Source organism: Acinetobacter sp. YH12129 (assembly GCF_013418685.1).
Lineage (GTDB): Bacteria > Pseudomonadota > Gammaproteobacteria > Pseudomonadales > Moraxellaceae > Acinetobacter > Acinetobacter amyesii.
In genome coordinates this window covers 38,558-51,909 of record NZ_VPBP01000012.1, presented here as the reverse complement: position 1 = coordinate 51,909, position 13,352 = coordinate 38,558, and the positions used below count along the sequence as shown (strand labels likewise).

Here is a 13,352-nt window from a genome sequence, read left to right as displayed (position 1 = left end):
TTTCAATTTTCCGTGTCAAAGTTCTATGACGAGCAAATAAATCTTGAGCTTGATCCTTTATTTAATTTATCATCACAGAATATTTAGCGAATAACTCACTATAGTTTTAATAATATTTAGAGAAAAATTCAGATGACTAGCCCATATTTGAGCTTAGACCGTATAGATATTCGAATTTTAGAGCTGCTGCAAGACGACGGAAAATTGTCCAATATTAAGCTTGCAGAAATGGTGAATTTATCACCCACTGCGGCGTTGGCACGTGTGCAAAAATTATCGAAAGAGGGCTTTATTTTAGGCTATGAAGCACGTTTAAATCCGGTCTTACTCAACAATGGATTTGTGGTTTTTGTAGAGATTTTACTAGATAAAACCACGCCCAATGTATTGGAAGATTTTTCGGATGCAGTGCGTCAAATTCCAGAAATCGTAGAATGTCACATGATCAGCGGTGGTTTTGATTTTGTGGTGAAAATACGCTGCGCAAATATGGAAGAATTTAGAAAAATTTCAGGGCAGGTGCTTTGGCAATTACCTGGTATCAAGGAAACGCGTAGTTATCCTGTGATGGAAGTGATCAAAGAAAGTATGCAAATTAAGCTGAAACCTGCGGCTCGATCAATTAAGTAACTGCACTTACGAGTATAAATGTAATTGCGCATTTTAAAACGATTTTTAAGTCTATTCGACGGAGTCTTACATCTTGGGTTTGGATAAAGGGTTTAGCCTTCGGCTGGAGGCACTTTTACGAAACGTTGTTTCTCATTTGGCAAAATGAGAAGTGTGCTTCGCAAGGAAACCATCTTGCGGTGCAATGCACCTCACCAACAAAACTCGTTCACTACCGTCAAATTATTAAAAATGTCGCAAAAACATTTTTGATGAAAATTAGTCCTGTCTCAAACACTTGTGGATGACTTTATCGCGTATCGTTTTCTTATTTGAATCAAATTGCGCATCTGATGTTACTGCGTAACATAAATTATGTAATAGAAAATGTGAGTACTAAAAAGGGGCATTTAGCCCCTTTTTAGTGTCAAAAATTTTAGATTTCAGACATTTCTTTTTGATATTGCGCTTCGGCTTTTTCAAAGCGTTCAACAACTTCAGCCTCAGGTGCTTTGCCCAATAAGCTCACGACAACGATACTGATTGCAGAGAAAATAAAGCCTGGAATGATTTCGTATAAACCAAGGTGGCCTAAGTAGTTTTTCCACACGATTACAGTCACAGCACCCACGATCATGCCAATGATTGCTCCGTTAAGCGTCATACGTTTCCACAGCAATGAAAGAATAATCAGTGGGCCAAATGCAGCTCCGAAACCTGCCCATGCATAAGCTACTAAGCCTAAAACTTTACTTGCAGGGTTCATTGCAAAGGTGATTGCAAATACGGCAATTGCCAAGACCATCGCACGTCCAATCCAAACCAATTCTTTTTGCGATGCGTTTTTACGAATAAAACCTTTGTACAAATCTTCCGTCAAGGTGGTTGAACACACCAATAACTGACAGCTAAGTGTGCTCATCACCGCAGCTAAAATTGCGGCTAAAATAATCCCAGCAATCCACGGATTGAATAGAATTTTAGTCAACTCCATAAATACCGTTTCAGGGTTGGCATTAACGACACTTGCCAGTTCTGGGTGGACTTGGAAGTAAGCAATACCGATATAACCCACTGCTACAGCACCGCCTAGACACAGGATCATCCATGTCATACCAATGCGTCGTGCATTCGGAATGGATTTAACAGAATCGGCTGCCATAAAGCGAACCAAAATATGCGGCTGACCAAAATAGCCTAAGCCCCATGCCATGCTGGATAAAATCGCAACTGTACTTAAACCTTCAAATAAATTAGAAGCTTGTGGGCGAGCTGTTTCCAAAACAGCAGCAAGATTTTGACTGTTATCACCTAAAGCAAGGTAGGCGATGATCGGTGTGATCAGCAGTGCAAAGATCATCAGACCCGCTTGGAAAGTATCGGTCCAACTGATCGCTAAGAATCCACCAATACAGACATAGCTGATGGTTGCAATTGCACCAATCCACAGTGCTGTTGTGTAGTTCCAACCGAATAAACTTTCGAAAAGTCGTGCGCCAGCCACCATGCCAGAAGCACAGTAAATCGCAAAGAACACTAAAATCACTACAGCTGAAATGATACGTAAAATCTTTTTACGGTCTGCAAAACGGCTCGTGAAATAATCGGGCAGGGTCAGGGCATTATTTTGATATTCGGTATGAACACGCAAGCGACCAGCAACGATCAACCAGTTCAACCAAGCACCGATAATTAAGCCGATTGCAATCCAAGCTTCGGAAAGACCAGATAGATAAATTGCACCAGGGAGACCCATGAGTAGCCAACCACTCATGTCGGATGCACCTGCTGAAAGTGCAGTCACAACACTTCCTAAACTTCGTCCACCTAAAATGTATTCGTCAAAGTTATGCGTAGCTTTGTAGACATACAAACCAATGGCAAGCATTGCAAGAATATAAAAAATAAAGGTGACTAATGTCGGGTTTAAATGGCTCATAGGCAGTTCATCCTTAATGAAAGCAAATCATCTCTGTCCTAGATGAAAATTTGTACTTCTGTCGTAAGTCGCAGATTCAAGCACGATTTAAAAATTACACTCTGTAACCTTTAAGCATATTTTATGTATGTTTTGCGTAAATGATATTTTTTCTTATTACAAATCTAATTTTTTATTGTGCTGCTGAAATGTTGTACAGAAGGGAATTTAAATTTTGAAATGTAAATCTACTTAAGACTTTTCATCACAAAAAGAGAACTAATGAAATTAGGTAAAAATTACACAATGTTACATATTGAACAAGAAATGTGCATTTGAAATATTTGGTTGCAAATGTGCATCACATCATCTGTAGTGAGATGATTTGAACAGGTCGAATATGAGGTATGCACAGTCTTGGTGCGTAATTAGAGGGAATGCGCAGTGACAACGGTTCAAATGGAAAAAACGAGAATAGAGCATGATTTATTGGGGGATAAAGCAGTCCCGCAGTCATGTTATTACGGTATACATACATTGCGTGCCATCGAAAACTTTCAAATATCAAAGCAGCATGTCGGACAAAATTTAAACTTTGTACGCGCTATTGCTCAGGTAAAAAAAGCGTCAGCAGAAACCAATTATCAATTTAACTTAATACAAGATGATATTCGCCAAGCGATTCAGCAGGCGTGTGATGCATTGATTGATCATCCTGAACAATGGGCAGATTCATTTCCAATTGATATTTATCAAGGTGGAGCAGGCACTTCTATTAACATGAATGCCAATGAAGTCATTGCCAATATTGCCCTTGAATCACTTGGAGATGCAAAAGGTAGTTATCAACGAATTCATCCAAACGACCATGTCAATAAGTCACAATCGACCAATGATGTCTATCCAACAGCGCTGCGTCTAGCGACATATAGTGCTTTTGATGCTTTATTTGTAGTGCTAAATCAACTTATCGGAAGCTTACATGTTAAAGCTGATGAGTTTAAACATGTCATCAAAATGGGGCGTACACAGTTACAAGATGCTGTTCCGATGACTTTGGGGCAAGAGTTCCGAGCATTTGCAACATTATTAAAAGAAGATTTAAAGTTGATTGAGCAAAATCGACAGCTTTTATTGGAAATTAATTTAGGTGCGACGGCAATTGGTACTGGCGTGAATTCTCCTGCGGGTTATGCAGCGAAGGCCGTTGAAAATCTAGCTCATTTGACCGGTTTAAAATTGCAAGGTGCAGAAGACTATGTCGAAGCAACCAGCGATTGTGGCGTATTTATTTTATTATCGAGTTGCTTAAAACGTTTAGCTGTCAAACTTTCTAAAATTTGTAATGACTTACGTCTTTTAAGTTCGGGGCCACGAACAGGTTTAGCGGAAATTCGTTTACCTGAGTTACAAGCAGGTTCGTCCATTATGCCTGCAAAGGTCAATCCTGTGATCCCTGAAGTGGTCAACCAAATTGCATTTCGAGTGATGGGCAATGATTTAACCATAACTTTAGCCGCAGAAGCAGGGCAATTACAATTAAATGTCATGGAGCCGGTCATTGCATTGTCCATGAATGAATCGATTGAGCTTTTGGTGAATGCCGTAAAAACATTAGATAGCAAATGTATCCAAGGAATTCAGGCAAATGAGCAAGCATGTTTTGATGCTGTGATGCGTAGTGTAGGAATCGTGACCTTACTCGATCCATATTTAGGTCATGCAAAATGTGATGAAATCGGTAAGCAATGTATTGCCGAAAATAAAACCATTCGCCAAGTGGTTTTAGAGCAAGCGCTGTTAACTGTAAGTCAATTGGATGAAATTTTCTCGATTGAAAATCTAGTTTCTGAAGTGACACCATTTAGTATGCCACTCGCTCAAGTGAGTTAAATGCTTATTTAAGACTTTTAAATAGCCCCATGATGAGTAATAGCCCCATGATGAGTAAATGACGAAGGTTAATCCTTCGTTTTTTATTTGAAGAAATCAGTGGTAAATCTAGAAAACTAATCTGATGGCAGTGATGTTTTAGATTTCTAAAAGAAAGTATTGGGTTGAAAATAAAACGCTATATTTGCTTAAGATCGTAATTATAGTTCTATATATAGTCATGAAGGTTTGGATGAAAAATTTAGCGCATAGATAAAGTCAGAAATACTTTAACTTGCCCAAAAAAGGATGTAATCGAAGTACAATAGGTTTTTTATCATGTTGTAGATAGTCAGATGTTTAATAAGTTAGTCGATTTATTCAAAGGCGCTAAAGAGTCGCCTGAGCAACTTTACTTAGAACAACACCACATTCAATATGATGAAACACAGGGCTATATCATTGAAGGCGTAGTTTTAAATACATTGTCTGAACGTATGGAATATCTGTCGAATAGAAAAATGACAAATTTCGATGATTTAAAACAGCTCTATGCAACTGCAATGATTATCAATGAAAAAATAGACTTGGAAATTGCAAGTCAACGCTTTGTTGCACGATTAGGCAATACTGAAGAAAATCTGTTGCAGTTTAAACTCTATGTCAAACTATTGAATGATTATTATCGTCAATTCATCCGTGATCGTAAGTAAGTGAATGGACTGCAGTGTTTGAGTTTGATGGGTGCATTAATGGTACTCATCAATAGAAAATACAATCGCAAATCCATATTGGTTAAAACACTGTATATAGTTGCTTAAATCTCGGAATGTAAAAAGCATCGTGTTAATATGATCACCAAGTGATTAAAACATTAAAAGCTATTTACATCATGTTCCAGCAAGAAATTTCACAACTCAATCTTAAACAGCTCAAAGCTGGCGAAAAGCGGTGGGTCGGAAACTTACAAGGCTCATCTGCTGCATTATTATTTAAAGAAATTAGCAAACAATCGAAACAGTTGTTTGTGATTGTAGCACGTAATAATCAGCATCTCGGGCAGTTAGAAAGTGAGCTGGAATTTTACGGAATTAAGCCGACTATTTTCCCAGATTGGGAAATTTTACCTTATGACCGGCTGTCGCCACATCAAGACATCGTTTCTGAGCGCTTGGCGATTTTGTCCAATATGCCACAGCAAGGCGTGTTGTTGATTTCGGCAACAACCTTAGCGCAGCGAGTTGCACCGGCATCTTGGGTATTAGGTGAACACTTTGATATTAAAGTGGGTCAAAAATTTGATATAGAACAACAAAAATTAAGATTAGTACAAGCGGGTTATCACTTGGTGGATACTGTTTATGATCATGGTGAATTTGCAGTACGCGGTAGCATCATGGATATTTACGCTTTGGGACAAAGTTCACCGATTCGTATTGACTTATTTGATGATGAAATCGATACCCTCAAATTCTTTGATCCTGAAACTCAGCGAACCACCCAAAATTTAGATCATTTTACGGTTTTACCTGCAAAAGAATTTCCATTAAAAGAAGCGCGTTCACTGTTTCGTGATCGATATGCGGAAAATTTTCCGACAGCAAATCCAAAGAAAAATCCAATTTATCAAGATGTACAAGATGGCATAGCTTCACCGGGTATTGAGTTTTATTTTCCGTTGTTCTTCTCTGAACATGCCATGAGAGAGCAAAGTACCCTGTTTTCGTACTTACCAGAGAATGGCATTGTCATTACAGATAAAGCTATTGATGACACATTGATTCAGTTTTGGTCGGATATTGTGCGTCGTTATGAAGACCGCCGTCATAATGTCGACCAACCGATTTTGCCGCCAGAGCAGATTTTCCTACAACCAAATCAGGTTTTAGAACAATTAAATCTCTGCCGTCGTATTGTGGCTTCGCCTGAGGCTTTTGATGAACGCAATGGCGTGATCAATCTTGTAGCTGAGATTCCACCCCGTTTACCTGTCGATCCAAAACGTGAAAAGCCATTTTATGCTGTTAAGCAATATATCGATGCGGCAAATTATCCAGTGCTTTTGGTGGCTGAAAGCGCTGGTCGACGTGAAACTTTAAAAGATGCATTGCGTCCAAGTTTGGGTGATATCCCGACGGTCGAAAGTTTTAATGATTTTATGCATTCTATGCATGCGATTGCGATCACCAATGCGCCCTTAGATCGTGGTTTATTGTTAACTGACAAGCTCAGTGTAATTTCTGAAAATCAGCTTTATGAACACCGTGTGGTTCAACGTCGTCGTAAACGCCAACAGGAAGTATCAGAAGAGTTCCTAGTTCGTAGTTTAACCGAGCTAAGTATTGGCGCACCAGTGGTTCATATTGATTATGGTGTGGGGCGATATGCAGGTTTAATTACCTTGAGTATCGATGAGCAAGACCATGAATTTTTGCAGTTAGACTATGCCGATGCAGCCAAAGTGTATGTCCCTGTGACAAACCTGCATTTAATTAGCCGATATAGCGGTGGTGACCCAGATCTAGCACCATTACATAAATTGGGCACAGATGCATGGTCTAAAGCCAAACGCAAAGCTTTAGAGCAGATCCATGATGTGGCGGCAGAACTTTTACATATTCAAGCCCGTCGTCACTCGAAACCGGGTTATGGATTTGAACTGGATCAAAGTCTCTATATGCAGTTTGCCAGTGGCTTCGCCTATGAGGAAACCCTAGATCAAGCCAATGCTATTGAAGCGACACTCTATGACATGCAACAAGCGAAGCCGATGGATCGCTTGGTTTGTGGTGATGTCGGTTTTGGTAAAACAGAAGTAGCTATGCGTGCTGCATTTGTGGCAGTACAAAATAACAAACAAGTGGCTGTACTTGTTCCAACCACGTTGTTGGCGCAGCAGCACTACGAGTCTTTCAAAGATCGCTTCGCGGATTGGCCTGTACGTATTGAAGTCCTTTCACGCTTTGGTTCATCAAAATCACATACCAAAACCATTGAAGACCTCGCAGAAGGCAAAGTGGATATCGTGATTGGCACACATAAAATCTTGCAGGAAAGTGTGCAATTTAAAAATCTCGGCCTCATGATCGTGGATGAAGAGCATCGTTTTGGTGTACGTGATAAAGAGAGAATTAAAGCCTTACGTGCCGATGTAGATATGCTGACGCTAACTGCAACGCCTATCCCACGTACGCTGAATATGGCTTTTAGTGGTATGCGTGATCTATCTATTATTGCAACGCCGCCTGCACGTCGTCTTGCTGTGAAAACCTTTGTGCAAGAACATACTGGAGATTCGATCAAAGAAGCCATCTTGCGTGAACTGTTACGTGGTGGGCAAGTGTATTTCTTGCATAATGAAGTGGAGACCATTGAACGTACGGCAGAAACTCTACGTGAATTGGTTCCTGAAGCCCGAGTTGCGGTAGCACATGGTCAAATGCGTGAGCGTGAACTAGAGCAAATCATGCAACAGTTCTATCACAAAGAATATAACGTACTGGTGTGTTCAACCATTATTGAAACTGGGATTGACGTGCCAAACGCCAATACCATTTTGATTGAGCGTGCAGATAAACTGGGACTTGCGCAGTTGCACCAATTACGTGGTCGTGTCGGTCGATCGCACCATCAAGCATACGCCTATTTACTTGTACCTTCGCTCAAAGGCTTAAAGGGTGATGCTGAAAAACGCCTAGATGCCATTTCTCGTGCATCGACTTTGGGTGCGGGCTTCATGTTGGCTACAGAAGACTTAGAAATTCGTGGCGCAGGTGAGTTGCTGGGTGAACAGCAAAGTGGCTCAATGCAAACCATCGGTTATAGCCTGTATATGGAAATGCTTGAAAAAGCCACCAAAGCCATTCAAAAAGGTAAAACGCCTAACTTTGACTCTCCATTGTCATTAACGGCTGAAATTAGCATGCACATGCCAGCCTTAATTCCAGATGATTATTTAGGTGATGTACATCAACGGTTATTGTTCTATAAACGCATTAGTAATACGGATACTCAAGAGAAACTCGATAACATTCGTATGGAGTTGATCGATCGTTTTGGCTTGCCGCCGCAAGCAGTCAAGCAATTATTCTCTGTCCATCAGTTGCGTTTAAAAGCGGAACAATTGGGTATCACAAAAATTGATATCAGTTCACATGGCGGCAGTATTGAGTTCTCACCAGATACACCAGTTCAAGCCATATCGATCATTCAAATGATGCAAAAGCATCCGACTTTCTTCCGAATGGAAGGTGGACAGCGTCTAAAAGTGATGGTCATGCTCGAAGAATATGACAAACGCATTCAATTTATAAATGACTTATTAGACAGTTTGCTGAAGGAATTGGCGCCAAATCAATAGATTTGGCGTATAAATTGCTTGTTTAGAATGAGTAGATTTTCATGAGTGTTTTTTATATAGAAGAAACGCTTGATTTTTTTGAAAAATTTATTAGAGTCATAAGCACGCAACGTTTTATTCAAATGCAGTTTATTTGTAATGAAACGTTCTGTACAGAATATTCACACCCATAAGGATGTGATAGTATTAGCCATCATTCTAATTTTGCATCATTTATAAAGATATGTTTAGTTTACATCCACAACTTGCTCAAGATACGTTTTATGTAGGCGACTTTCCTCTGTCAACATGTCGTTTGATGAATGATATGCAATTCCCGTGGCTTATTTTGATTCCACGTGTTCCGGGAATTACAGAGCTTTATGAATTAAGTCAGGCAGACCAAGAGCAGTTTTTACGTGAATCAAGCTGGTTATCAAGCCAATTGTCACGTGTATTCCGTGCAGACAAAATGAATGTAGCTGCATTGGGTAATATGGTTCCACAATTACATTTTCATCATGTTGTTCGTTATCAAAATGATGTGGCTTGGCCGAAACCAGTTTGGGGTACGCCAGCAGTTCCTTATAACAATGATGTCTTGGCACACATGCGCCAAACACTAATGCTTGCACTACGTGGTCAAGGTGATATGCCTTTCGATTGGCGTATGGACTAATCCCGATTTACGGACAATATCAGGATAGTAGAAGAATGAGTGTCCGTATGGGGGCGATCGAGTGCCGTTAGACAATTTAATCAGCAAAGAGCCTAAACAGTTTGAATATTTTCATCGTTTGATGGGATATATCATGCTGTCTTTGGTGATTGTTGTCTATCACTACACCCAACCAGATACGCATTATCAAATCTATATTCCTGCATTTTTATTTTTTCTGATTTTAGTTGTTCCCAAGTTTTCCCATTGGCTAATTTATCGATATAGCAATCAAACTAAACGCAATGTGCTGTTTCTGATCGATATCATAGTTATTGCTGTACTGATGTCTGCGGTACATTTAAGTCTTGTTTTAACCTTTCTTGCGGTCTTTGCGCTGCTATACACAACAATCTATAACAAGATCAATTTCTTAATGATGTCCTTGGCAGGGATTGTTGGCGTCACTGTATTTTATTTATGCAATATTTATGTCTTTGGTTTTCAAGAGTATTTTGAGTCGACCAGCAGTGAATTAACCGTTCTTGGCTTTCTGTGCTTAATTACATATTTCAGCGTAGGGGCTTTTTATCAACACACCCAAGTTCAGTCTCTGAGTAATAAAAAGAACCACTATTATGATCAGATGAATCGTTATATGGAATTCGCCAATCAGCTGAGTCGTTATGCGCCTATGCAACTTTGGCAATCGATTATGAAAGGTGAGTCTGAAGCTAAAATCGAATATAAACGTAAAAAGTTAACGATTTTCTTTTCCGATATCCAAGGATTTACTGAGCTTTCTGAAACATTAATTCCAGACGATTTAGCATTTCTACTCAATGACTATTTGAGTCATATGACTGAGATTGCCAAACAGTATGAAGCGACTGTTGATAAATTTATGGGGGATGCAATTCTAATCTTCTTTGGTGATCCACATAGCCAAGGCGTAGAGCAAGATGCAAAAACTTGTTTAGAGATGGCAATGGTCATGCGTCAGCAAATGAAGTTGCTGCGTGAACGTTGGATTAAAATGGGTTATCCGCCGTTACATATTCGTATGGGTATTTCTACAGGGTATTGCCACGTTGGGAACTATGGTGCAGCTCACCGTATGGCGTATACCATCGTTGGTCGTGATGCGAACTTGGCTGCACGATTGCAAAGTGCGGCTGAAGTCGATGAAATTTTGATTTCAGACGATACGCATCATTTAGTGAAAAATGACTATTTATGTGCACCTAAAGCACCGATCTTCTTAAAAGGCATCAAAGGCCCAGTACGTACTTGGCAAGTGATGGAAAAATACACCTCGCAGAAAACAGATTATCAGCGGTGGTTTGACTACGAATATAAAGGCTTTAATCTATTGTTGAACTTAGATGAAGTACAAAACTTTGAATATCCTGAACTAATACATGTTTTAGAACGTATGATTCAACGCTTACAAACTCAGCAAAAAATGACCAACTCTGCTGGTATCGTAAAACTGAATTTAGAAGACGAAGTGATCGAAGAAGTCAAAAAAACTGAATCTCACTCTTAATTTCACATATACATTATAAAATTAGATCTAATCGTATCGCGTAAAATTTAAACAAGAACACAATTCATGCTTTTATCAAAACGTCTTCTTTTTTGATATGTTGAATACATTTATGTATAAAAAAGCCAGTTACGATAAACTGGCTTTTTAATTATAGAAAATTATCTATAAATTAATGATTTTCTGAAGCATGGTTGATGGTGTATTTAGGAATTTCAATTTCCAAATCTTCATCTTCAATTTTTACTTGGCATGACAGACGAGAGTCTGGTTCTAACCCCCAAGCACGATCGAGAAGATCTGCTTCGACATCATCCATTTCATCTAGACCATCAAAACCTTTACGTACAACCACATGGCAAGTGGTGCATGCTTTAGACATGTCGCATGCATGTTCAATTTTGATGCCGTTTTTTAACATGCTTTCGCAAAGGTTAGCATTTGATTCGACTTCAAACTCAGCGCCGTTTGGGCAGATTGTTGCGTGAGGCAGTACTTTAATACGTGGCATAATCTTGACCTATAAATTAATTTGAGTTTGACCAGTCATCGAGTTTTGTGCCTTTCAATGCGGCATCAATGTGCTGATTCATACGAGCTGCAGCAAATGCATCGCTATGTATTTTAAGCTGTTCTACAGCATGTTCAATAGCTTTAATATCTGTCGTTTCAAGTGCAGCATCTAAAACAGTGCGTGCTGCAGTGAGGGAACTGAGTTGCTCTTGGCTGAGAAGTTGAGCATCCACTTTAAGTGCTTGATCAAGTGCTTCAAGTTCACGTTTTGCTTCCACTTTGGTTTCTTGAAGATGACGTAAGTTTTTATCTTCTTCAGCAAACTTATAACCATCAATCAGTAAGCGTTCAGTGTCGGCATCAGATAAACCATAAGAAGGTTTGATGTCAATTTGGGCATGCACACCAGAAGTGGTTTCTTTGGCAGACACCGTGAGTAAACCATCTGCGTCAACTTGGAAAGTCACTTCAATGCGCGCTTGACCCGCAGTCATCGGTGGAATACCACGAAGCACGAAACGACCTAGACTACGGCAATGTTCAACTAGATCTCGTTCACCTTGTACAACATGAATCAACATCGCTGTTTGACCATCTTGATAGGTTGTGAATTCTTGGCGACGAGCCACTGGAATAGCTGTATTACGCGAAATAAGGCGCTCAACCAAACCGCCCATGGTTTCTAAACCTAAAGAAAGCGGTGTGACGTCTAAAAGCAATGAACCATCTTTAGAGTTACCAATAAGCTGGTTCGCTGTAATCGAGGCGCCAATGGCCACAACTTCATCAGGGTTAATTGTGCAGAGTGGTTCTTGATTGAAGACATCTTGAACAGCTTTTTGTACAGCATACGAGCGGGTAGAACCACCGACCAATACCACATTTTGAATATCGCTGAGTTCAAGCTTGGCATCACGCATGACACGTTTACAAACGCTGATAGTTTTATCCAAAGCAACTTTGATGATGGATTCAAAAGTAGGGCGGTCTAAAGTCAATGATTGATCAAGAACTTTAAGCACTACAGATTCAGCCTCGGTTAGAGCTTCTTTTGCTTTACGAGCAGAAACGATGAAATGTGCATATTCAGCATCATCTAAAGTTCCAATATTCAGTTGTTTTTTTGCCCATTTTACAATCAGACGGTCTAGGTCATCACCACCAAGCGCCGTGTGGCCACCCGTTGCTAGAACTTCAAAAACGCCTTGAGAGAAACGTAAAATTGAAACGTCAAAAGTACCACCACCCAGATCATAGATCACATAGTTTTGATCATGTGCAAGATTGGTGTCTTGGTCTAAGCCATAAGCCACTGCAGCAGCAGTCGGTTCATTTAATAGACGTAGTACATTTAAACCTGCAAGCTGAGCCGCATCACGCGTTGCTTGACGCTGTGCTTCATCAAAATAGGCAGGCACAGTAATGACGGCACCATTTACTGGATTATTTAAGCTGCTTTCTGCACGGTCTTTGAGTTGTTTTAAAATTTCAGCAGAAATTTCAACGGGTGTTTTGCGACCTTGTGCAGTTTCAAAAGCAGGCATTTCATTCCCTTCACCGACTAAGTTGTACGGGTGTTGGAATTTAATATCTGCTTTAGAGCGACCCATAAAGCGTTTTACAGAAACGATGGTGTTTTTAGGATCAGTCGTTAAGAATGCCTTTGCGTCGTCACCATATTGCGTAGTGGATTCGCCATAGTGTGCAATAGAAGGGAGTAACACACGACCATGTTCATCGTTAAGCACTTTCGCTTTACCAGAAAGTACCGTGGCTACTAAAGAGTGTGTAGTCCCAAGATCGATACCAATTGCGATGCGGTGTTCATGCGGCGCACTTGATTGACCAGGTTCTGCAATTTGCAAGAGAGCCATGTGTGTTACATCCTTTGAAC

9 protein-coding genes are annotated in these 13,352 nt (G+C 39.9%); 6 read left to right on the top strand and 3 right to left on the bottom strand.

Features of this window, described 5'->3' with window-relative positions; translation table 11 throughout:
* Positions 1-132 precede the first annotated feature (132 nt).
* On the top strand, positions 133-630 hold the full coding sequence (locus FTU65_RS08235; RefSeq protein ID WP_180065496.1) for an Lrp/AsnC ligand binding domain-containing protein: 498 nt from the start codon (positions 133-135) through the stop codon (positions 628-630).
* A gap of 415 nt (positions 631-1,045) precedes the next feature.
* Here the strand turns inward: FTU65_RS08235 and putP are convergent, their stop codons facing one another.
* Positions 1,046-2,548 (bottom strand): sodium/proline symporter PutP, encoded by a 1,503-nt coding sequence (gene putP, locus FTU65_RS08230; RefSeq protein ID WP_180065498.1) that lies wholly within the window; start codon positions 2,546-2,548, stop codon positions 1,046-1,048.
* Positions 2,549-2,971: 423 nt separating this feature from the next.
* On the opposite strand from putP, the gene aspA reads away from it, so the two are divergent.
* The 5 genes from aspA (at position 2,972) to FTU65_RS08205 (ending at position 10,945) form a co-directional block, all read left to right on the top strand.
* Positions 2,972-4,420 carry an aspartate ammonia-lyase gene (aspA, locus tag FTU65_RS08225; protein ID WP_180004648.1) on the top strand — a complete coding sequence of 483 codons (1,449 nt, stop codon included), beginning with the start codon at positions 2,972-2,974 and terminating at the stop codon, positions 4,418-4,420.
* 335 nt (positions 4,421-4,755) lie between these two features.
* Positions 4,756-5,112 carry a hypothetical protein gene (locus FTU65_RS08220; protein WP_078193486.1) on the top strand — a complete coding sequence of 119 codons (357 nt, stop codon included), beginning with the start codon at positions 4,756-4,758 and terminating at the stop codon, positions 5,110-5,112.
* Between the two features lie 179 nt (positions 5,113-5,291).
* Complete coding sequence (gene mfd / locus FTU65_RS08215; protein ID WP_180004668.1) at positions 5,292-8,759, top strand: transcription-repair coupling factor; 3,468 nt, start codon at positions 5,292-5,294, stop codon at positions 8,757-8,759.
* A gap of 223 nt (positions 8,760-8,982) precedes the next feature.
* Positions 8,983-9,417, top strand: a complete 435-nt coding sequence (locus FTU65_RS08210) for an HIT domain-containing protein (protein WP_067762788.1) — start codon at positions 8,983-8,985, stop codon at positions 9,415-9,417.
* A 61-nt stretch (positions 9,418-9,478) separates the two neighbouring features.
* Positions 9,479-10,945, top strand: coding sequence for an adenylate/guanylate cyclase domain-containing protein (locus tag FTU65_RS08205; RefSeq protein ID WP_180004649.1), 1,467 nt, complete (start codon positions 9,479-9,481; stop codon positions 10,943-10,945).
* A gap of 172 nt (positions 10,946-11,117) precedes the next feature.
* Here the strand turns inward: FTU65_RS08205 and fdx are convergent, their stop codons facing one another.
* Together fdx and hscA are read right to left on the bottom strand one after the other, a co-directional pair.
* Positions 11,118-11,456: an ISC system 2Fe-2S type ferredoxin gene (gene fdx, locus FTU65_RS08200; protein WP_078193483.1), complete on the bottom strand. Its 339-nt coding sequence runs from the start codon at positions 11,454-11,456 to the stop codon at positions 11,118-11,120.
* A 16-nt stretch (positions 11,457-11,472) separates the two neighbouring features.
* Entirely contained in the window at positions 11,473-13,332 is a 1,860-nt protein-coding gene (gene hscA, locus FTU65_RS08195; protein WP_180004650.1) for a Fe-S protein assembly chaperone HscA, read from the bottom strand.
* Positions 13,333-13,352: the final 20 nt, after the last annotated feature.